General features: G+C 63.3%; 19 protein-coding genes. 9 read left to right on the top strand and 10 right to left on the bottom strand.

What is annotated here, in order from left to right; translation table 11 throughout:
• Positions 1-8 precede the first annotated feature (8 nt).
• Positions 9-1,016 (bottom strand): P1 family peptidase, encoded by a 1,008-nt coding sequence (locus SINAR_RS0119150; protein WP_028000560.1) that lies wholly within the window; start codon positions 1,014-1,016, stop codon positions 9-11.
• Positions 1,013-2,101: a branched-chain amino acid ABC transporter substrate-binding protein gene (locus tag SINAR_RS0119145; protein WP_028000559.1), complete on the bottom strand. Its 1,089-nt coding sequence runs from the start codon at positions 2,099-2,101 to the stop codon at positions 1,013-1,015. The genes SINAR_RS0119150 and SINAR_RS0119145 overlap by 4 nt, the downstream gene beginning before the upstream one ends.
• Positions 2,102-2,260: 159 nt before the next feature.
• Between SINAR_RS0119145 and SINAR_RS0119140 the strand changes: the two genes are divergently transcribed.
• Genes SINAR_RS0119140 through SINAR_RS0119110 form a run of 7 tightly spaced genes read left to right on the top strand, consistent with a single transcriptional unit; the run spans position 2,261 to position 8,040 of the window.
• On the top strand, positions 2,261-2,788 hold the full coding sequence (locus SINAR_RS0119140; RefSeq protein WP_028000558.1) for a flavin reductase family protein: 528 nt from the start codon (positions 2,261-2,263) through the stop codon (positions 2,786-2,788).
• A 22-nt stretch (positions 2,789-2,810) separates the two neighbouring features.
• Positions 2,811-3,740: an AAA family ATPase gene (locus SINAR_RS0119135; RefSeq protein ID WP_028000557.1), complete on the top strand. Its 930-nt coding sequence runs from the start codon at positions 2,811-2,813 to the stop codon at positions 3,738-3,740.
• A gap of 5 nt (positions 3,741-3,745) precedes the next feature.
• A complete protein-coding gene (locus tag SINAR_RS0119130; RefSeq protein WP_028000556.1) occupies positions 3,746-5,008 on the top strand; it encodes a vWA domain-containing protein in 1,263 nt (420 codons plus the stop codon).
• A 55-nt stretch (positions 5,009-5,063) separates the two neighbouring features.
• A complete protein-coding gene (locus SINAR_RS0119125) occupies positions 5,064-5,396 on the top strand; it encodes an XdhC family protein (RefSeq protein WP_028000555.1) in 333 nt (110 codons plus the stop codon).
• Between the two features lie 2 nt (positions 5,397-5,398).
• Positions 5,399-6,106 (top strand): XdhC family protein, encoded by a 708-nt coding sequence (locus SINAR_RS0119120; RefSeq protein WP_028000554.1) that lies wholly within the window; start codon positions 5,399-5,401, stop codon positions 6,104-6,106.
• Positions 6,103-7,719: an NTP transferase domain-containing protein gene (locus SINAR_RS0119115; protein ID WP_028000553.1), complete on the top strand. Its 1,617-nt coding sequence runs from the start codon at positions 6,103-6,105 to the stop codon at positions 7,717-7,719. Before SINAR_RS0119120 ends, SINAR_RS0119115 begins: the two co-directional genes overlap by 4 nt.
• A 3-nt stretch (positions 7,720-7,722) precedes the next feature.
• A complete protein-coding gene (locus tag SINAR_RS0119110) occupies positions 7,723-8,040 on the top strand; it encodes a TfoX/Sxy family protein (protein WP_028000552.1) in 318 nt (105 codons plus the stop codon).
• 132 nt (positions 8,041-8,172) lie between these two features.
• Here the strand turns inward: SINAR_RS0119110 and SINAR_RS0119105 are convergent, their stop codons facing one another.
• The 5 genes from SINAR_RS0119105 to SINAR_RS0119085 form a co-directional block, all read right to left on the bottom strand.
• Positions 8,173-8,580 carry an NUDIX hydrolase gene (locus tag SINAR_RS0119105; RefSeq protein WP_028000551.1) on the bottom strand — a complete coding sequence of 136 codons (408 nt, stop codon included), beginning with the start codon at positions 8,578-8,580 and terminating at the stop codon, positions 8,173-8,175.
• Between the two features lie 11 nt (positions 8,581-8,591).
• Positions 8,592-10,091, bottom strand: a complete 1,500-nt coding sequence (locus tag SINAR_RS0119100) for a DEAD/DEAH box helicase (protein WP_028000550.1) — start codon at positions 10,089-10,091, stop codon at positions 8,592-8,594.
• 199 nt (positions 10,092-10,290) lie between these two features.
• Complete coding sequence (locus tag SINAR_RS0119095) at positions 10,291-11,616, bottom strand: M23 family metallopeptidase (RefSeq protein ID WP_028000549.1); 1,326 nt, start codon at positions 11,614-11,616, stop codon at positions 10,291-10,293.
• A gap of 126 nt (positions 11,617-11,742) precedes the next feature.
• Positions 11,743-12,570 carry a ferritin-like domain-containing protein gene (locus tag SINAR_RS0119090; RefSeq protein ID WP_028000548.1) on the bottom strand — a complete coding sequence of 276 codons (828 nt, stop codon included), beginning with the start codon at positions 12,568-12,570 and terminating at the stop codon, positions 11,743-11,745.
• 12 nt (positions 12,571-12,582) lie between these two features.
• Complete coding sequence (locus SINAR_RS0119085) at positions 12,583-13,050, bottom strand: peroxiredoxin (protein ID WP_028000547.1); 468 nt, start codon at positions 13,048-13,050, stop codon at positions 12,583-12,585.
• A 458-nt stretch (positions 13,051-13,508) separates the two neighbouring features.
• Here SINAR_RS0119085 and SINAR_RS0119080 point away from each other — a divergent pair, with 458 nt between their 5' ends.
• Positions 13,509-16,895, top strand: a complete 3,387-nt coding sequence (locus SINAR_RS0119080; RefSeq protein ID WP_028000546.1) for a YhdP family protein — start codon at positions 13,509-13,511, stop codon at positions 16,893-16,895.
• A gap of 52 nt (positions 16,896-16,947) precedes the next feature.
• On the opposite strand, the gene tyrS is transcribed toward SINAR_RS0119080, so the two are convergent.
• Positions 16,948-18,201, bottom strand: coding sequence for a tyrosine--tRNA ligase (tyrS, locus tag SINAR_RS0119075; RefSeq protein ID WP_028000545.1), 1,254 nt, complete (start codon positions 18,199-18,201; stop codon positions 16,948-16,950).
• Positions 18,202-18,338: 137 nt separating this feature from the next.
• On the opposite strand from tyrS, the gene SINAR_RS0119070 reads away from it, so the two are divergent.
• On the top strand, positions 18,339-19,490 hold the full coding sequence (locus SINAR_RS0119070; RefSeq protein ID WP_028000544.1) for an anhydro-N-acetylmuramic acid kinase: 1,152 nt from the start codon (positions 18,339-18,341) through the stop codon (positions 19,488-19,490).
• Positions 19,491-19,572: 82 nt separating this feature from the next.
• Here the strand turns inward: SINAR_RS0119070 and SINAR_RS0119065 are convergent, their stop codons facing one another.
• A complete protein-coding gene (locus SINAR_RS0119065) occupies positions 19,573-19,962 on the bottom strand; it encodes a type II toxin-antitoxin system VapC family toxin (protein WP_028000543.1) in 390 nt (129 codons plus the stop codon).
• Positions 19,949-20,224 carry an AbrB/MazE/SpoVT family DNA-binding domain-containing protein gene (locus tag SINAR_RS0119060; protein ID WP_028000542.1) on the bottom strand — a complete coding sequence of 92 codons (276 nt, stop codon included), beginning with the start codon at positions 20,222-20,224 and terminating at the stop codon, positions 19,949-19,951. Before SINAR_RS0119060 ends, SINAR_RS0119065 begins: the two co-directional genes overlap by 14 nt.
• Positions 20,225-20,232 lie beyond the last annotated feature (8 nt).

Below are 20,232 nucleotides of genomic sequence, written 5' to 3'. Positions count from 1 at the left end.
CGGGAAGATTACGAGTGCGAGCACCAGGCAGGTATCGGATCGTCGCCGGTATCTCGGGCGTCGTGGATACCGCGCGCGATCGCGCGGGCCATGGTGGCGGCTGCCGCGGCGCTGAGATCGATGAAATCCTGAAGCAACGGCGTCTTTCCGCTCGTGCCCGTCGAAAGCGCGAAGACCAGATCGCCGTCAAGCGGCGTATGGGAGGGCCAGAGGGCACGCGAAAAGCCGTCATGGGCCGCGATCGCCAGGCGCTTTGCCTCCGCCTTGGTGAGAAGGGCATCGGTGGCGATGACCGCGATGGTCGTGTTCGTCGAAGAGGCTTGCCGCTCCCGGAACTTGAATCGAGGGGTAGCGGCGTCCTGCGGCCAGGGCAAGGCCTGGCCAAGCCCGCCGAACTCGCCGTCCATTTCGAAAGGCGCGGCCCAGAAATGACGTGTGTCGCCGACGGTCGCCGAGCCGACGGCATTCACTGCCACGAGGGCGCCCACAGTCGTCCCGTTGGCGAGCACCGTCGACGCGGAGCCGAGACCCCCTTTGAAGGTCGCCGTAAGCGCGCCAGTGCCTGCGCCGGTACTGCCGGTCGCGAAATCCGCAGTTGTCGCATACGCCGCTTCGTAACCGAGATCGCGATAGGGAGCGTAGCGTCCCCATTCCTTGTCGCCCCCGTTTGCCAGATCGAAGAGGATCGCCGCGGGCACGATCGGCACGCGGTGCGGCCCGACCGCGAAGCCGCGTCCCATCTCCCGCAGCGCCGCCTGCACCCCCGACGCCGCGTCGAGGCCGAAGGCCGAACCGCCGGACAGTACGATCGCGTCGACTGCCTGGACCGTGTTGTGGGGAGCGAGAAGGTCGGTCTCTCGCGTTCCGGGAGCGCCGCCCAGAACCTGGACGGCGGCTGTCGCTGGCGGATCGCAAAGCACGGCGGTGACGCCGGATTTCAGGCGATGGTCTTCCGCATTGCCGACCAGCAGCCCCGGGACGTCCGTGATGAGATTTTTGGGACCTTTGCGCATCATTCCATATTGCCCGTATCGGCTGCATCGACGAAACGCCCGTCCTGCCATCGCATCAGCCTGTATGGGGTCTCGGCCAGTTCGTGCGCGCGGTTGAACCGGATCGGCCCGAGAACTGTCGGATAAGGTCCTTTCGTCAGGGCATCGGAGAGCGAGCTGCCGTCTTTCGCCGCCTGGTCCTTTGCCTGTTCGAGGAGCGACACTGCGGCAAAGGCGGGGAGAACATAACCCTCCGGCTCGATCCTGGCGGCGCGCATGGCGTTTGCCACCGCGGCGGCCTCCGCCGATCGTGCGGGATCGGGTATCGTCATGGCGAGTACCCCGTCCTCGAGCGGGACGTCGAGATCGGCGGCGTTCAGCGTATCGCCGCCCAAAAGGGTTATCGGGACGTTTTCGGCTTTGGCGTCCCGTGCGATGACTGCCGTGTCGTTGCGGTCGCCTCCGGTAAAGACGTGCGTTGCACCGCTCTTTGCCAGTCGCCGCACGAGGCTCACCTGCTGTTCCTGCGAGGGACGGTAGGTGTCGGTGAAAACAGGGGTTATGCCGATCTCGGCCAGCCCATTGCGCACGCTCTCGACGAGTTCGCGGCTGTGGATCGTTCCGTCGTCTATCAGAGCGAGCGGCCGGCCTCTCCAGTGCGCGACGATGGCATCGGTTATCGCCGCGGCTTCCGCCTTGCCGCTTGGCGCCAAGCGGTAGAACGGCCACTTTTTCTTGAGCGCATCCTCCATGAGAATGTCGGAGCGGACGCTGACAGTGATCGTCGGAATTCCGGCTTCGGCGAGGGCCGGCAGTGCGGCCTCAAGGCTCTCGGTGCACATAAAACCGATTGCGGCTTCCGCGCCGCTCTCGAGCAGGGCTTTCGTCAGAGCCTCGCCGCCGGCGGGATCGCAGCTTTCGCTGATAGGGATAACCTGGCTCCCGCGGTCGCCGGCCTGGAACGCTGCTCCGGCAGAAATCTGCCTGCCGAGAGAGACGAAAGGCCCCTCTGCGGGAGCCACGACCGCGACCTTTACGCCGGCAGCGAAAGCAGGACCGCTCAGCGCAAGTGCAGCGACGAAGAGGCTGGTGACGATTGATTTAGGCATGGTTTTTCCCGCTATCGACCGCCATGTTTTAAGGATGTCGCCGCGCCCGTCAAAGGAAAAGATCGAGCTATGGCGAGGCTTTGTCGCCGCATCGATTGCAAGAGGCGCTGATCCGCAAGATTCTCGCATCGCCGGGTTTCATATTTTCCGCGAGAGTCTATGTATGTGCGAGATATCGTTCCGGAGCGAGATGTGTTGGAGAAGACCCGGCTGGACCCGATAACCTACCGTGACGCGATGAGCCGCATGTCGTCGCATGTGCAGCTGATCACGGCGGCCGATGGCAATGAGCGGCGCGGCGTGACGATTACCGCGTCCTGCTCGGTCTCTGACGATCCGCCGACCGTTCTCGCTTGCCTCAATGCAGCCAACCGGCGCAACGACATCTTTTCGCGCGGCGGCAGCTTCGCGCTGAACCTTCTGGGTGCCCAGCACAGCGCACTGGCTCACGCCTTTTCGGGCCGCGATCAGCTCGATATGGAGCGACGTTTTGCCCTCGGTCGATGGACGCAGCGCACGACCGGCGCGCCCATCCTCGTCGAGGCGATCGCTGCCTTCGATTGCCGTCTGATCGAAGTCAAGGTCGTGGCCACGCATCTCATCCTCATCGGCGAAGTCGTGGACGTTCAGCTCGGCCCCAAGCAGCCACCGCTCATTTATGTGGACCGCGGATATCGCACGCTATAAGTTTCCTTCGTGCGGAGGCAGCATGGCGAGACAGATGACAGGAAAGCAGCCCCAGTCCATCGATGAGACGAAGGCGATGCTTGAGGCGCAGGACTATCTCGCCGGAACCGCGCTCGCGACCGTCCTCTTCCTCGCGCTCAGGATGAAGCGCCCGCTTTTCCTCGAAGGCGAAGCCGGCGTCGGCAAGACCGAGATCGCTAAGGTTCTGGCGCGCGCTCTCGACCGCCCCCTGATCCGGCTTCAGTGCTACGAGGGACTTGATGTCGCTTCGGCCGTTTACGAATGGAATTATCCCGCCCAGATGCTGGAAATTCGCCTTTCGGAGGCGGCTGGCATGGTCGACCGGCAAAGGGTGGAAAGCGACATTTTCTCCGAACGGTTCCTCATACGACGGCCGGTGCTGCAGGCGATATCGACGACGGCCGGGCGGGCGCCGGTGTTCCTGATCGACGAGCTCGACCGGACCGACGAGGCCTTCGAGGCCTTTCTCCTGGAGGTGCTTTCCGATTTCCAGGTCACAATTCCCGAACTCGGAACGATCAGGGCCCACGAGCCGCCGATCGTCATCATCACCACCAACCGGACCCGCGAAATCCACGACGCCCTGAAGAGGCGCTGCCTCTATCACTGGGTCGATTACCCGCAGGCGGCGCAGGAACTGGAGATCATCCGCCGTAAGGTCCCGGGCTGCAACGCGGCGCTTTCACGCGAGATCGTCGCTTATGTTCACAGGTTGAGAGCGCTCGATCTCTTCAAGAACCCTGGCGTTGCGGAAACGATCGATTGGGCCACTGCGCTCACGGAACTCGACGCGCTGGCGCTCGATCCCGAGACGGTGGCCGATACCCTCGGGACGCTTCTCAAATACCAGGACGACATCGCCCGGATTGAAGGCGCCGAAGGCCGGCGCCTTCTTGCCGACGTTAAGGCCGAGTTGCTGGCGCAGGACTGAGCATGATCACCGGCGGCGCCCATTCGGATGAAGGAAGGCTTGCCGACAATATCGTCTTCTTCGCCCGTGCCCTCAGGCGTGCGGGACTGCGGATCGGCCCGGCCGCCATCGCGGATGCCATCGATGCGGTAAGATTGATCGGCATCGGTTCCCGTCGCGAATTCTATGCGGCGCTCCAGTGCACCTTCGTCAAACGCCACGAGGACCAGGCCGTCTTCGACGAGGCGTTCCGGCTCTTCTGGCGTTCGCCGGATGCGGTGAGCAAGATGATTGCGCTCATGTCGCCTGTTGCCCTGCCGCGCTCCGGGGAGGACCGATCTAGGCGCGCCGGCGAAGCACGCGCTCGTGATGCGTTCCTCGCCGGCCGGGACGGCGCGCAGCAGCCGAGCGAAGCGCCGGAGGTGGAGGTCGATGCACGCTACACCGTCTCGGGCCGCGAACTCTTCCGCAAGGCGGATTTCGGCCAGATGACAGCCGAGGAGATCGCAGAGGCAAGAAAGGCATTGTCCACAATGCTGCTGCCGCTCGACCGGGTACGAACGCGCCGCTACCGGCGGTCCCGCCGCCCGGTGCGCATCGATCCGCGCGCCACCATGCGCGACGCGATGCGATTTGGCGGGGACTTCATTCTGCCGCGCTTTCGCGAACCGCGACTCGTCCATCCTCCAATTGTCGTGCTTGCGGACATTTCCGGATCGATGAGCAGTTATACCCGGATATTCCTGCACTTCCTGCACGCGCTCACCGAACAGCGCCACCGCGTTCATACGTTCCTGTTCGGGACCCGGCTGACGAATGTGACGAGGCAGATGCGCAACCGAGACCCGGACGAGGCGTTGGACGACTGCGTCAGGGCGGTCAAGGACTGGTCGGGCGGCACCCGTATCGGAGAGACGCTGCACGAGTTCAACCGCCGTTGGTCGCGCCGGGTGCTCGGGCAGGGGGCGGTCGTGCTTTTGATGACCGACGGGCTCGAGCGCGACGATACGGCCGAACTGGAGACCGAGATCGATCGCCTCCATCGTTCCTGCCGCCGGCTCGTCTGGCTCAATCCGCTGCTGCGTTTCGAGGGTTTCGAGGCGCGCGCCCGAGGCGTCAGGGCCATGCTTCCGCACGTCGACGAGTTCCGCCCGATACACAATCTCGAATCCGTCGCCGATCTGGTGAAATCTCTGTCCGGAGGCGGGGCGCGCGATGCCGATCCTCGGCCTTTCCTGAGCCGTGGAGGGCCCGCCGTTGACCGCGCGCCGGCGAATGCGTCACAGTGATGTGACTTGATCCGGCGCAGGATTATCGCCTGAGTGCAATTTTCGGAGTCGCAGTATGCAGAACGAGCCGAACATCCTCGATCCTCTGGCGGTCGCTGAAACCTGGCACGGACAAGGTCGCTCCGTGGCACTTGCGACCGTGATCGAAACCTGGGGCTCGGCGCCCCGTCCGGTCGGCAGCCATCTGGTGATCGACGGGGAGGGCAATTTTCAGGGCTCCGTTTCCGGCGGCTGCGTAGAGGGCGCGGTCATTGCGGAGGCGGCCGACGTGATCGCGTCCGGCAGGCCGCGGGTCCTCGAATTCGGCGTCGCCGACGAGACGGCCTGGCGTGTCGGCCTTTCCTGCGGCGGCCGGATCCGCGTCTATGTCGAACGAATTGACGGTTGAACATGGAACTAGGCACACTGCAGATCCTCAATGAGGCCCGCGCGTCGCGCCGCGCTGCCGTCGTCGTCAGCGATCTTGCGGATGGCAGCAGTCAGGCTTTCGTCGAAGGCGAGCGCATTCCCCCTGAATGGGCCGAGCCCGTCTCCGAGGCACTGCACTCGGGCCGGCCCCGCCTCGTCGACATCGGGGAACGGCCCCTTTTCTTCAACGTTCATCTGCCGCCGCCACGGATCGTCGCGATTGGAGCCGTTCATATTTCGCAGGCGTTGGCGCGCCTGGCGCCGGTCGCGGGTTTCGATATGGTCGTCGTCGATCCGCGCACCGCCTTCGCAACGGCCGAGCGTTTCCATGGCGTCGAGCTTCTCGCCGACTGGCCGGAAGATGTGCTGCCCGAGCGGCCTCTCGACCGCTATACGGCGCTTGCCGCTCTCACGCACGATCCGAAAATCGACGACTATCCCCTCAGGGCGGCGCTGGAAGCGAGGTGCTTCTATGTCGGCGCACTTGGGAGCCGCAAGACCCATGCGTCGCGGGTCGAACGCCTTCGGACGCAAGGCGTGGCCGGGGAAGCGATCGCGCGCATCAAGGCGCCGATCGGCCTCGATATAGGTGCTGCGAGCCCTGCGGAAATTGCCGTCGCCGTGCTGGCTGAGATCATCATGTCTCTGCGGCGCCGGGACGTGGACCTGCCGGCGGAGGGCGCCAGGTGAGGTTCGGACCCGTACGGCTTGCCGATGCCGAAGGCGCTCTCCTGGGCCATTCGGTAAAAGTCGGCGCACTGAAATTGTCAAAGGGGCATCGCCTGAGCCCCGACGATGTCGCGGCACTTGCCGAAGCGGATGTAGCGGAAGTCATCGCGGCGCGGCTCGAGCCGGGCGATCTCCCGGAGGACGAAGCAGCGGCGCGCATAGCTGCGGCGATCGCACCGGATCACTTGCGATTCTCGAGCGCCACGACCGGCCGGGTCAACGTCTATGCTACCGCCACCGGTCTTTTCGTTGCCGATCGGGTTATCGTCGACCTGCTTAACCGTATCGATCCGGCGATCACGCTCGCCTGTCTTGCCGATCATGTTGCGGTCGAAGCAGGCGACATGGTGGCGACGATCAAGATCATTCCTCTCGCCGTGCCGCAAGCGCTCGTCGAGCAAGCGCAGGCGCTCCTTCGAGCGGATCGAGCCTTCGAGATCAAGCCGTTCACGCCCCGACGCGCGGCCCTGGTGGCAACCGAGTTGCCTTCCCTCAAGACCCAGGTGATGGACAAGACGCGCGCCGTTCTCACCGCAAGACTCCTGCAATCGGGCAGCAGCCTCGAAAGCGAGCAGCGTGTGGCGCACACCACGGAAGCAGTCGCAGCTGCAATCTCCGAGGCCGCCGCTTCGCATGACCTGATCATCGTCTTCGGCGCTTCGGCCGTGGCCGATCCGAACGATGTCATTCCCGCCGCCATTCGACTCGCGGGCGGGGTCGTCGACCACGTCGGAATGCCCGTCGACCCGGGCAATCTGCTTGTGCTCGGGCGGCTCGGGGAAATCCCGGTCCTGGGTGCTCCAGGATGCGCCCGAAGCCCCAAGGAAAACGGTTTCGACTGGATTCTCGACCGGTTGATCGCAGGCGAGTGGCCGAGCAATGCCGACATCACTGGTCTCGGCGTCGGCGGGTTGCTCAAGGAAATTCCGACACGTCCGCAGCCGCGGGAAGGCAGCGCCAGCAGGCCGCCTGGTCCCGCCGGGATTGTGGTGCTCGCGGCCGGCCAGGCGAGCCGGATGGGGCCGGAAGGCCGGCATAAGCTGCTGGCGGAGTTCGAAGGCGTGCCGCTCGTGCGCCGGTCGGTGGAGACCGCCATCGCCGCGGCTCCCGGCAGGGTGACTGTCGTCACCGGACATCGGGAAGCGGAGATTCGGGCGGCACTCGCCGGACTCCAGGCCACATTCGTCTCAAATCCCGATTACGCGAGCGGGATGGCCTCTTCGCTGGTTGCGGGGCTCTCCGCCCTCGACGCCGGTGCCGGCGGCATGCTCGTCATGCTTGCCGACATGCCGGGCATCACGTCGGAACACCTGGAAAAGTTGATCGCTGCCTTCGAAGCCGAGTCCGGCCGCGCCGTGATCCGTGCCGCTGCCAGCGGGCAGCGCGGCAATCCCGTCATTCTGCCGAAGGAGACCTTCCATGCCGTCCGGCAGCTCGTCGGCGACGTCGGCGCGAGACACATCGTCGAGCGGTGCGGCTTGCCGGTCATCGACGTCGAACTCGGTGCCGCGGCGCGTCTCGATCTCGACACGCCGGAGGCGATTGTGGCGGCCGGCGGGATATTGAGGGGGTGAGCGATGGACAATGCGGCAATCGAGGAGATGTTCGAAACACTGGGCCCGGTCAAGATCCGCCGGATGTTCGGCGGCAAGGGCATCTATTTCAATGGGACCATCCTCGCTTTGGAAGTGAACGGCGAAATTCTTCTGAAGGGAGATGCGGAATCGGCGCGGGAACTCGAGGAGGCGGGCGGGCGCCAATGGACCTATGAAGGCAAGGGAAAGCCGGTGAAGATGCCCTACTGGAGCATTCCCGAACCGGCCTGGGATGATCCGGACGAGATGGCGCGTTGGGTGAGGCTTGCCTATGGGGCCGCTCTCAGGGCGACGAAATGACGCTCAAAGTCGCGAATGTCCTCGTCCTTCTGCCTTTTCGCGCAAGCGATGCGGCGCCAGGAGAAAGGTGGCCGGGAGGCAGGATGCGGGGAAACGGAATCTGGTTTGAAAGCCGCGCGCCGTATCGCCAAGTCAGGCGAGCGCCCGAACCGCGTCCGCAGCAAAGCGGGACAGAGGCTGGGGCAGGGCGGCCAGATCGAACCAGCGGATGTCGGAGAGCTTGTCCGGCTCCGTGAGGCGCGGCTCGCCGGAAAAATCCTCGGTAACATAGATCAGCGAAATCCAATGTTGCCGATCGGCTTCGATCATCTGTTCGCTGATGCAGAGAAAGCGGGTCGAGTGGATGGAAAGACCGCTTTCCTCCTCCGCCTCGCGTCGCGCCGCATCCTGCGCCCGCTCCATATGATCGACTTTGCCGCCGACGATGCTCCAGTGGCCGGCTTCAGGCGCCTTCAGGCGACGGCAGAGAAGGATCTGTCCATCGCGCAGGATCGCCAGACCACAACCGAGACCGGGAAAGTCGATGCCGGGCAGTGCCATGGAGCGAGGGATCAGGCCTTGCCGACGATCAGCATGAAGGCAGGAATATCGTCACCGAAACCGACCGGCGTCGGGCCGTCGTCGTGGTCGCGGCGGTTGCGCTGGCGACGATCGCGATTGTCGTCATTGGCGGCATTCTGCGCTCGGCCGGGACGGTCGCTGCGGCCATTATGGCGATCCTTGCTGTCGGCATTGCGTTCGATCTTCACCGCATCGACCCTTTCAGGGGCTGTTTCGAGTTCTTCCGTGTTATTGCCGAATGCCGTGACAGCTTTGTGATCGGCGCGAGCCTTGCCCGGACGCTCCCTCTTCCGGTCCTTGCGCCCATCGCTACTACGGTCGCGACGGCTGTCGTGACTCTCCATCGGCTCGGGCAGTTCCGAAAGATCGCCGTTGAACCATTCGACCGTCTGACCGATCAACTTTTCGATGGCATCCGCGAATTTCGCGTCGCGCTTGGTGACGATCGTAAAAGAAGCGCCGGAACGGCCGGCACGCCCGGTGCGGCCAATGCGGTGGACATAGTCTTCCGCGTGGATCGGCACGTCGAAATTGAAGACGTGGCTGACATCGGGAATATCGAGCCCTCGCGCCGCGACGTCGGACGCGACCAGGAGCTTGATATTGCCGTCCTTGAAGTTGGCGAGCATGGTCATGCGCGAGCGCTGATCCATGTCGCCGTGCAGCGCGCCCACCGAAAATCCGTGGCGATCGAGCGAGCGGAAAAGCTCGGCGACATCTTTTTTGCGATTGCAGAAGATGATCGCGTTCTTCAGATCCTCCTGGGACCGAATGAGATCGCGGAGAACAGAGCGTTTTTCGTAGTCCTTGCCGTGCGAGGCGACGAAACGCTGCGTAACCGTGATCGCTGTCGAGGACCGGCGTGCCACCTCGACGCGCTCCGGATTCTGCAGAAAGCGATCCGCAAGCTTCTGGATCTCGGGCGGCATCGTCGCCGAGAAGAACAAGGTCTGCCGCGTGAACGGAATGAGCTTTGCGATGCGCTCGATGTCGGGAATGAAGCCCATGTCGAGCATTCGGTCGGCTTCGTCGATGACGAGAATTTCGACTCCTGTCATCAGGAGCTTGCCGCGTTCGCAATGGTCGAGTAGTCGCCCGGGCGTGCAGATCAGTACGTCGGCACCGCGCTCCAGCTTGCGGTCCTGCTCGTCGAAGGAAACGCCACCGATCAGCAGCGCGATGTTGAGCTTGTGATTCTTGCCGTATTTGTCGAAGTTCTCGGCAACCTGCGCAGCGAGTTCGCGCGTCGGCTCTAGGATCAGCGTGCGCGGCATGCGCGCACGGGCACGTCCCTTTTCAAGAAGGGTCAACATCGGCAACACGAAGGATGCGGTCTTGCCGGTTCCGGTCTGGGCGATGCCGAGAATGTCGCGGCGCTGAAGCGCTGGGGGGATTGCACCAACCTGGATCGGTGTCGGTATCGTATAACCCGCATCGGTAACTGCGGAGAGTACTTTCTGGCTCAGGCCAAGGTCAGCGAAATTGGTCAAAGGGGAAACTGTTTCCGTTCCGGTTCTGGTGAACTCTGGTCGATCGATGGAAAATGCAGCAGCATATGGCGGCGCTCATACGACCAAAGGCGTCGAAAGTCAAGAAATCCAGAGCGTTGAAACACTGGAAGTTGAAATTGCTCGAATCCGTTGCATTCCCCGTTACGCGCGGGGGAGGTGGCGACGCGCCTTGCTCATCTCAATCGAGATAGCCGGCGAGCTCCGTTCCGGCTTTCAGGAAGCCGGCCGGATCGACGGCCTGCCCATTCAGACGGACCTCGTAATGGAGATGCGGTCCCGTCGATCGTCCGGTGCTTCCCGACTTGGCGATGACCGCGTCTGCCTTCACCTGATCGCCGACATTGGTCAGGATGACCGACAGATGCGCATAGCGGCTCGTGACGCCATTGCCATGATCGATCTCGATCATGTTTCCATAGCCGCCCGCCGGACCGGCGGCCGTAACGGTGCCATCCGCGGCGGCGCGAACGCGCGTGCCGGTCGGTGCTCGAAAGTCGATGCCGGCGTGCAGCGCCAGACGCCCGAGGAACGGGTCCAGCCGATTTCCGAAACTGCTCGTGACGACGGCCGCGGGCGCCGGGCTGCCCAGAGGAAGTTTTCGCGCGGCGTCGCGGGTCTGTTCGAGTTCGAGGAGGGCACTGTCGAAACCCAGCAGCGACTGATCGAACGAATCCCCGTTCTGAGGCTCCACGAACGGACCGCCGATCCCGGCTTCCGCCGCCGCATCCGCGTTCACCGCTTCCTCGATCGCCGGGAGTGTGAAGCCGGTACCTTCGACGATGGCCCTGATCGCATCGGACGTCCTGAGCGCGTCATTCGTCATCTGCCGGAGATGCGCCATTTGTTCGCGCTCCACGCCCTTGAGCGAAAGCGTGACGTTGGAGAAAATCCGGTCGGCCCGGTCGGAAGCGCTCTCGCCACCGGCGTTTCCGGAGGAGACAGGGGTGTAACCCAATGCGGCGGGACGGGGAGACCGGTTGTCCTGCTCGCCGACAATGCCCATGATCGACTCGATAGCCTTGACGCCGTCCCGGGCTTCTGTACGCCGATCATAGGCCAGGGCTCCGGTCGCCGGCAAAACGTCTTCCTGTGCTGTACGATCCGAAGCCTGGCGGCGTTCTGAGATCGCGCCGATCTTGCCACTCCTGGATGTCAGCGCCAGTTGCCGCTGGAGGAGCTTTTCGACTTTCTCCTCGACAATTTGCTGGTCCAGCAATTGCCGGCTCGTGACCCGGTCCACCTGTGCCCGCAACGCGGTGATCCGGTCTTCGTATACGTGCTGCATGCGCGCCTGCCGGGCGATCGTTCCGCCGATCAGGTCGTCGCGAAGCACCAGATAGGTGGTAGCGGCAAGATATCCCGTGCCGAACATGCCGACGAAGCAGATGGCGAGCGCCGACATCCATGGGCGGATCGTCATGTGCCGGACCCTGTCGCCGCTCGCAAGGATCAGGACATGACTTTGCCTTCGTTTCCCGAAGGCGTTTACCGGACCAACAGACACCACATCACCCCCGCCGATGCGCTACAGTTCGTGCGTCCGATGGACGCACGACGCCGTAGTTCGCCTTACCCGACGGCAATTACACTTTGTTAAGGTTAACAAAGCGTTTGCGCGGGGCGTGCTTCCTCAGATGTTGGTCGAGGCGGTCATCGAACGATAGAAGGAGGGCGTCAACCCCGCCTCCGCCCGGGCAATGTCGTTGAACGGAGGTTTCAGCGGTCCGCGGAAATTTGCCCGCACCAGCGTTTGGAAGGTTGCGGCGGGGTCCTTCTTCTGACGGGCGCAGAGAAAGCGGAACCATTTCGCTCCGACGGCTACGTGACCCTTCTCGTCCTCATAGATCACGTCGAGCACGGCAGCGCTCTCGTCATCGCCGGTCTCCCGCATCTTTGCACGCAGCGCCGGCGTTACATCAAGCCCGCGCGCCTCGAGAATCAGCGGCGCGACCGCGAGGCGGGCGGTCAGGTCGTTGCGCGTGTCGTGCGCCGCCTGCCAGAGGCCGTCATGCGCGGGAAGATCGCCGTAGTCGGCGCCGAGGTCGTTCAGCCTTTGCCGGACCATGCGAAAATGCTTGGCTTCTTCGAAGGCGACCTGCATCCAACCTGCAAAGAAGGAATTCGGCACTGGTTCGGACGCAAAGCGTGCGACGATGTCGAGAGCCAGATCGACGGCGTTCAGTTCGATATGGGCAATGGCGTGCAGCAGCGCGATCCGTCCTTTCAGCGAACCGAGCGAGCGGCGCTTGACGTGAGTGGGTGGCGTCAGAACCGGCTTTTCGGGGCGGCCGGGCCGCTCGGGTACGGCGCGGTCCAAGGGGGAGCGCAAGGACAGCGTTCGCGCCTGCCAGCGCCGCGCGGCTTCCTGGGCGAGCTCGGTCTTGACGGCAAGGTCGGGGGCGCGGATCGCTTCGACGGCCGCCCCGCGCAGGCTATGGAATTGCGGAAGCTGCGTCATCGCCGGCTCTGCTCAAAGCGCCTTTGCGGCGGCCAGAACTTCGTCGGCATGGCCGGGCACTTTGACCTTTTCCCAGACGCGGCTGATGACGCCCTGCCGGTCGATAAGGAAGGTGGTTCGCTCGACGCCCATGTACTTGCGGCCGTACATGCTCTTCTCGACCCAGACGCCGTAGGCGTTTGCCACGGCCTTATCCTCGTCAGAACCGAGCGCGACCGTCAGATTGTGTTTCTTGGCGAAGCGGTCGTGGCTCTTGGCCGAATCGGGCGATACTCCGATGAGCGCAATCCCGGCCCTCTGGAACGCCTCCGCCAGAGCGGAAAAAGAAATGGCCTCCTCCGTGCAGGCTTTCGTGTCGTCTTTCGGGTAGAAGAACAGAACGATCGGCTTGCCGCGCAGCGCAGCAAGCGAGATCGAACCACCGCCGTCGCGAGGAAGTTCGAACTCCGGGGCGACATCGCCTTGTCCCAATCCTGCCATGATCAAACCTTTCTTACGTCAAGTTTTGTGGACATTCCGCGGTTAATGCATGTCGCCAAAATTGTGCAGCGGTTTTGGATGACGGCATGCACGAGCAGTACCCCAGCGCATCGCATGACTCCGGTCGAATGCAATGTGCTTTAGGACATATCGAAGATCGTCGGAGCCCGTCCAGCGGATTTGTGATAGATTTGACAGGTGCCGGACGGCTTCGTAGCTACTGCTTGATCCTTTAACTCGGATTCGAGTGGAGGTGAAATCGTGCAGGGCTCAAAGCGGTGAGCGATCTTTGCGCAAAGGAGAAATGGCCGCGTTTCCGCGAGAGGCAAAGCGTGGTGACTTGGTTCGACGAGTTGTGATCTAGATGGGGCGAATGAAAGATCCGGCTATCGCTTGCGTGGCAGCGGGCCAGATGGGAAACATGCAACCGGGCAATCAGGTCGAGGACACTCGCGCCGATGAGTGAAATTCGCGGCGAAAGAGTCGACTTTCGCAGGGAAGACATCGTCGCGCTGCACGCATTGCCCTCGGCTCAAGCGCATGACCCGGTTATCGTGCACACGCCGCGCCCGGGCGGTGCCTGGCGCTTGTGCGCGCGTCTTCTCCTGTGCTGCTCGCTCCTTGTCTTCATCGCCTTGGCTTCGCTCGTGGCCGTCATAGAAAGCGGGATCGTCGACGGACCCTTGAACGCCCGGGCACGTAACGCCCTCAACGCAGCGCTCGGCCAGGGTTACAGCGCCGATGTCGAAAGCACGGTCATCCGCTTGACAGGCGGCGGCGCCCTTGCGCTCAAGGCGCGCGGCGTGACGCTGAAGGAGAGCGGTTCGGGCCGGCACCTCGCCAGGCTCGGTGCGATCTCGATCGCCCTCGATCCCTTTGCCCTTGCGACCGGCCGCATCGACGTCTCGAGGCTCGAAGCGGAAGGCGGCGAACTCGACACCGGCCTCTTGCCGCGCGGCGAGCCGATCGATCTCACGGCCATCCGCATCGCCGATGTGGGCAACGCGCTCGAAGAGTTGTTCGCGCAGGGCGACCGGATGTCACGGTTGACCGCGGGACGGGCGACGCAGACCGTGGTGCTCTCGGATTTCAGCCTGAAAGTCAGCGGCGTCCGGGGTCGCATTGTCCCGGTCGAGATCAAGACGCTCGAGTTCAGCCACGATCCGGACAGCTCGATGCGCGTCGACGGCACGATCGCAGTCGATGGTACAGAGTCGCTGCTGACGGCCAAGGCTCTCGGCAACAATGGGCGCATTGCTGCCTTCGAGGCCCGCCTCGACGCGCTCTCGCTCTCGCCGTTCCTCTATCACGGCAAATCGGCCAAGGAGGAGGCCTTCGGCATCGAGGCCGCCGCCGATGTGACCCTCAACGCAGCTCGCGCCACGGACGGCAGGAAGCCGGCACTGACGGCGACCGTCAAGACTTCGAACGGAGCCTTCCACGCCGGCGGACTCGTCTCGACTCTCAATTCCTCCGACCTCAACCTGTCTTACGATTTCGAGCGGGCCTCTGTCGAAATTCTGTCGTCGATGATCAGGATAGGCCGTTCGAGTTTCCCTTTTACCGGCGCCCTGATCGACCTCGACAAGGTTGCCGGCGCGGATCGGAAAGGTTTCGCGGTCGATCTTCTGCTCAGGAACGCCAGTTCCGATCCCGAAGACATTCAAGAACGTCCGCTTGCCTTCGATGCCAAGGCGAGCGGTCGGTTCGAGTCGGACAGCCACCGGCTGATCTTCGATCAGCTGGCAATATCGAGCCCGCTCGGTTCCATGGCTGGGTCCCTCTCGGTCGCTTTCGGCAAGACGTCTCCGCGCATCAGTTTCGCCGCACTCAGCGACCGGATGCACTCCACGGCAGTCAAGCAGTTGTGGCCGTGGTGGCTTGCGAAGGGTGCCCGCCGTTGGGCGATCGGCAACCTCTTCGGCGGCATTGTGAGCGATGCCCGCATCGAGGTATCGATTCCCGAAGGGCGCATCGCCAGCAGTGGTGGCGAATTGAGGCTCAACGAGAGAGAACTCAACATCAATTTCGCCATCGACGATACGCGTATCAACATCGCGGGAGAGATTCCACCGCTGCGCGACACGGCCGGGCATTTCAGCCTGAGCGGCGAACGGATGTCCGTCGCGGTGGAGAAGGGCGCTGCCTTTTTCCCCTCCGGCCACTCCGTCGCCTTGAACGGCGGCGATTTCGTCATTGCCGACGTCTATAGCAAGCCGCTCATGGCGGAGATGAAGATAGAGGTCGCCGGCCAGGCGGATGCGATAGCGGAGCTCGTCCGCTACAAGCCCATCCAGGCGCTGCAGAAGACGCCCTTCGTTCCGGAGGATTTCACCGGTCCGATGAAGGCGTTGGTCGGCGCGCGGTTCGGTCTCATATCCGACCAGAAGCCGCCGCCACCGCTTTGGCAGGTGGAAATGCAGCTCGAGGACGTCACGATAAGGCGGCCCATCGCGGGACGTTCGATCGCCAATCTCGACGGTACGATGCGGATCGACAACGAACGTGCCGTGCTTCAGGCAAACGCCCTGATCGATGGCGCGAAGATGCGCATCGCGCTCACCGAGCCGGTGGATGCCTCCGCCAATGTGAAGAGAACGCGCGAAATCTCCGGAACGCTCGACGAGGCGGCACGGGCGAAAATCGCTCCGGCACTGTCCGGTATCGTCAGCGGGCCCGTCGGCATCGACGTGTCGCTTGCGGAGGATGGCAGCCAGTCGGTGAAGGCCGATCTCGGCAAAGCCGTACTGTCGCTGCCCTGGATCGGCTGGAGCAAGGGCTCCGGCATCGCCGCAGAGGCACATTTCACCATCCGGGGTTCCGACGGCATCACGGAAATAAACGACTTTCATCTTACCGGTGAAGGCTTTGGCGGCAATGGCGAATTGCGCGTCGATGAGTCCGGCCTCGCATCGGCGCGGCTGAAGGATGTGCGGCTGGCCAGCGGCGACGATTTCGCCGTTGCGGTGGGTCGCAGCAAGGGGGGCTATTCGATAGATCTCACGGGCACGGCAGCGGATATCCGACCGGCGCTCGCCCGCGTGAAGGGCGGGGTCGGGTCGAAGGATGGCGGTAATGTAAAGATCAATGCGCGTCTCGACCGGGTCACCGGTTTCAACGGCGAGGTGCTCTCGAACGTGAAGCTGGCCTATTCGAGCCGCGGCCAGCAGATCGACGACATCGACCTTTCGGCGGTAACGGCAAGCGGTCAGGCTGTCGTCGCCAGGTTGGTCAAGGCCGGAGCCGACAACACGCTGGAGTTGACAACGAGCGATGCCGGGTCCTTTGCGCGGTTCATCGACATCTACCGCAATATGCGCGGGGGTCTGCTCAATCTGCGCCTGCGTGATCGGGGCGCCAACTCGTGGCGCGGAACCGTGGACATCCGCAAGTTCTCGCTCGTCGGCGAGCAAAGGCTGCAATCGATGGTCTCGACGCCGACAGGACAGGACGGGCGCAGTCTCAACCAGGCAGTCCGGCGCGATATTGATGTGAGCACGGCTCAGTTCGAGCGCGGTTTCGCGCAACTCTTCCTGGATCAGGGCACGATCCGCGTCGGCAGCGGGGTCGTCCGCGGCGTCGACGTCGGCGCGACCTTCCAGGGAACTGTTCGCGACGCCAATGGCCGTATGGATATGACGGGAACGTTCATGCCGGCCTATGGCCTGAACCGGCTCTTCGGCGAGCTGCCGCTGATCGGCGCCCTGCTCGGAAATGGCCGCGACCGCGGTCTGCTCGGCATCACCTTCAAGCTCGCCGGTCCGTTCAACCAGCCGAATCTGACGATCAACCCGCTGTCCATCATAGCGCCGGGCGTTTTCCGCAACATTTTCGAGTTTCAATGAGAAGGCCGGCACGACGGCCGGCCTCTCGTTTCTGAATGTCTTTCCTTCCCGGTCAGATGGGCCGGACCAGCAGATGCTTCTTCTTGCCGAGCGAGAGCTTGATGACGCCATCGCCGGTCACGTCGTCGCTTCCGACGACCCGACGTTCGTCGCTGACCTGATCGTCGTTGATCCGAACGGCACCGCCCTGAACATGGCGACGCGCTTCACCGTTCGAACCGGCAAGGCCGGCACGCACCATCAGTGCAAGCAGACCGAGCCCCGATTCGATCTCGGGAGCGGGCACGTCGACCGAGGGCAGGTTCTCGGCCAGCGCACCTTCCTCGAAGGTCTTGCGCGCCGTTTCGGCGGCCTGTTCCGCTGCCGCCCGCCCGTGCAGCATGGCGGTCACTTCGGTTGCCAGAACCTTCTTGACCTCGTTGATCTCGGAGCCGCCGAGCTTCGACAGGCGGTCGATTTCCGCCATCGGCAGCGTCGTGTAGAGCTTGAGGAACCGCGTGACGTCGGCGTCCTCGGTGTTGCGCCAGTACTGCCAGAACTCGTAGGGACCAAGCATATCCGGATTGAGCCAGACGGCACCGCTCAAGGATTTGCCCATTTTCGCGCCGGATGAGGTGGTCAGCAGCGGCGAGGTGAGTGCGTAGAGTTGCGGCGTTCCCATCCGGTGGCCGAGATCGATGCCGTTGACGATGTTGCCCCATTGATCCGAACCGCCCATCTGGAGCCGGCATCCGGTACGCTCGTAAAGCTCCACGAAATCGTAGGCCTGCAGGATCATGTAGTTGAATTCGAGGAAGGACAGCGACTGCTCCCGCTCGAGCCGCATCTTCACGCTGTCGAAAGACAGCATGCGGTTCACCGAGAAGTGCCGGCCGACATCGCGCAGGAACTCGAGATAGTTGATGCCGAGCAGCCAGTCGGCATTGTTGATCATCAGCGCGTCCTTAGGGCCGTCGCCATATTTCAGGTAGTTCGAGAAGACCGTCTTGATGCTTGCGATATTGGCTGCGATCGTTTCGGGCGTCATCAGCTGACGCGCCTCGTCCTTGAACGAGGGATCGCCTACCATGCCCGTGCCGCCGCCCATCAGCGAAATGGGCCGATGTCCGGTCGCCTGCAGCCAGTGCAGCATCATGATCTGAATGAGCCCGCCGGCGTGCAGGCTCGCAGCCGTTGGGTCGAATCCGATATAGGCAGTCACGGTTTCCGTGCGGAACAGCTGGTCGAGGCCGGCATCATCCGATGTCTGATGGATGAAACCGCGTTCGCTGAGAGTGTGAAGGAAATCGGACTTGAACTCGGACATAACCTGTCTCTTTCGGCTGGGTAGGACGTCTGCGCCGCGCCTTTATCACTGTTTCTTCGAAAGTGCACGTTTTTGCTTGGCGGGTGTTTTGCTATGAACACGGATACGGGGCGGTGCGCTTCGGCGGAGGATGATGCATGGGCAAGGTATTGACGGCGATCGGCCTGATGAGCGGCACGAGCATGGACGGTATAGATATCGCAGTCCTGCGAACGGACGGCGACGCCATCGTCGATCGCGGCCCATCTGCCGGATATGCCTATGATCCGCGGTTCCGGGAGCGACTGAAACAGGGCCTCGATGACGCGCGGTCGATTGTGAATCGAAATGAGCGGCCGGGAGCGCTCGCAGACCTCGAGCGCGAGCTGACGCTGCGGCACGCGGTTTCTGTCCGAGCATTTCTACAAGAAAACAATATTTTACAGGAAAGTGTCGATGTAATAGGTTTTCATGGGCAAACCGTCCTGCATCGCCCCGATCAAGCGTTGACGGTACAGCTCGGCGACGGCGATCTGCTGGCGCGGGAAGCCGGGATCGACGTTGTCTACGACATGCGAGCCAATGACATGGCCCATGGAGGCCAGGGCGCGCCGCTCATCCCCGCCTATCACGCCGCTTTGGCGCGCGGGCTCTCCCAGATCGGCGAGATCGCCGCGCCGGTCGTCTTCGTCAATATCGGCGGTATCTCCAATCTCACCTTCATTGGAGCAGGCGGAGAAATCGTCGCCTATGACAGCGGCCCGGGCAACACGCTGATCGACCAGTGGGTCGAGGCTCATGCCGGCATTCCCTACGACCAGGGGGGCATGATCGCGAGCGAGGGCGCAGTCTTGCCGGCACTTGCCGAACGCTATCTTTGCCACCCCTTCTTCACGGCGGAGAAACGCCGCTCTCTCGACCGGAACGATTTCGCGCCGCCACCGAGCGAAGCGGCAAGTCTCGCAGATGGTGCGCGTACGCTCGCACATGTGACGGCCGCCGCCATCATCCGGTCCGCACGGCATCTTCCCGAAAGGCCGGCGTGCTACATCATCTGTGGCGGCGGCCGGCTGAATGCCGTGATCATGCAAGACCTCAGCGCTCTTGCCGCGGCAGAGGCGGCGCGCGTGCTGCCGGCAGAAGCACTGAATCTCGACGGCGACTCGATGGAAGCGGAGGCCTGGGCCTATCTCGCCGTCAGGTCGCGATACGGCCTGCCCTTGACCTATCCCGGAACGACCGGCGTCAGCCGTCCGGTGAGCGGGGGCAGGTATGCCGCAAAGCCAGAGCGGATTGCGGAGGTTTCGTGATTTCCTCGGGCACGTCCTCGTCAGCCGCAGCGCTGCGCGTCGTATCAGACGCGCAAAGCCGGCCGTAGCGCGTCGACCCGGGTCATGGCTGCCGCACCTTCCTGACTCCCATAGCTTGCGCCGCCTTCACGAATTTCCTGTCGAAACTCACGAAACCCTCGCAATGCATGGACTTCCCCAGATGCAGCGCATCGGCGAAATCCACCCCTTTTTCCGCCAGGTCCAGTGCTTCGGCAACAATCGAGGCCTCTTCGACCGTCACGGTCGGCAGCCCCCCAAATGCGCGCAAAGCCCGCGCCACGTCCTCGGGCCGGTAGCCATAGGCGCTGCGCAGAACCCATTCGACTTCCAGCACCACGGTCACCGGCACGAACACCTGCCCGCCATCCACGACGGTACGCGCTTGCGGTGACTGTTCCGGATGATCGCCCGTGAGATAGCGGACGATCAGATTGGTATCAATTGCGTCCATGCCGCCGCCGGGCCTCGGTCAGGACAGCCGCCTTCATGTCCTCCAACGATTTCGGCTCACCGCTGAAGCCCAGCGACCCAAACACGTTCTTCGGCTCGGATGGTTCAAATGCAGGCGCGCGTTTCAGCAGGACACCCTCGGGTGTCTCCTCCACGATCAGGCGCGTGCCGGCTTCCCATTGCCGCCGCTGGCGGATGGCCTTGGGCAGAATGACCTGCCCCTTCGTCGAAACCGTCGTCTCGAGCTTCTCGGCTTTCGGCATTGACAGCC

The sequence above is a fragment of the Sinorhizobium arboris LMG 14919 genome (assembly GCF_000427465.1).
Taxonomy (GTDB): Bacteria; Pseudomonadota; Alphaproteobacteria; order Rhizobiales; family Rhizobiaceae; genus Sinorhizobium; species Sinorhizobium arboris.
This window is presented reverse-complemented; position numbering and strand designations above follow the sequence as displayed.

Coding starts and splice junctions, on each gene's coding strand:
- SINAR_RS0119105 (WP_028000551.1), bottom strand. CDS start 8,580: ATGGCACTGCCCGGCATCGACTTTCCCGGTCTCGGTTGTGGTCTGGCG.
- SINAR_RS0119065 (WP_028000543.1), bottom strand. CDS start 19,962: ATGGACGCAATTGATACCAATCTGATCGTCCGCTATCTCACGGGCGAT.
- SINAR_RS0119150 (WP_028000560.1), bottom strand. CDS start 1,016: ATGATGCGCAAAGGTCCCAAAAATCTCATCACGGACGTCCCGGGGCTG.
- SINAR_RS0119110 (WP_028000552.1), top strand. CDS start 7,723: ATGGACAATGCGGCAATCGAGGAGATGTTCGAAACACTGGGCCCGGTC.
- SINAR_RS0119145 (WP_028000559.1), bottom strand. CDS start 2,101: ATGCCTAAATCAATCGTCACCAGCCTCTTCGTCGCTGCACTTGCGCTG.
- SINAR_RS0119140 (WP_028000558.1), top strand. CDS start 2,261: ATGTATGTGCGAGATATCGTTCCGGAGCGAGATGTGTTGGAGAAGACC.
- SINAR_RS0119135 (WP_028000557.1), top strand. CDS start 2,811: ATGGCGAGACAGATGACAGGAAAGCAGCCCCAGTCCATCGATGAGACG.
- SINAR_RS0119090 (WP_028000548.1), bottom strand. CDS start 12,570: ATGACGCAGCTTCCGCAATTCCATAGCCTGCGCGGGGCGGCCGTCGAA.
- SINAR_RS0119070 (WP_028000544.1), top strand. CDS start 18,339: ATGGGCAAGGTATTGACGGCGATCGGCCTGATGAGCGGCACGAGCATG.
- SINAR_RS0119120 (WP_028000554.1), top strand. CDS start 5,399: ATGGAACTAGGCACACTGCAGATCCTCAATGAGGCCCGCGCGTCGCGC.
- tyrS (WP_028000545.1), bottom strand. CDS start 18,201: ATGTCCGAGTTCAAGTCCGATTTCCTTCACACTCTCAGCGAACGCGGT.
- SINAR_RS0119125 (WP_028000555.1), top strand. CDS start 5,064: ATGCAGAACGAGCCGAACATCCTCGATCCTCTGGCGGTCGCTGAAACC.
- SINAR_RS0119085 (WP_028000547.1), bottom strand. CDS start 13,050: ATGGCAGGATTGGGACAAGGCGATGTCGCCCCGGAGTTCGAACTTCCT.
- SINAR_RS0119080 (WP_028000546.1), top strand. CDS start 13,509: ATGAGTGAAATTCGCGGCGAAAGAGTCGACTTTCGCAGGGAAGACATC.
- SINAR_RS0119060 (WP_028000542.1), bottom strand. CDS start 20,224: ATGCCGAAAGCCGAGAAGCTCGAGACGACGGTTTCGACGAAGGGGCAG.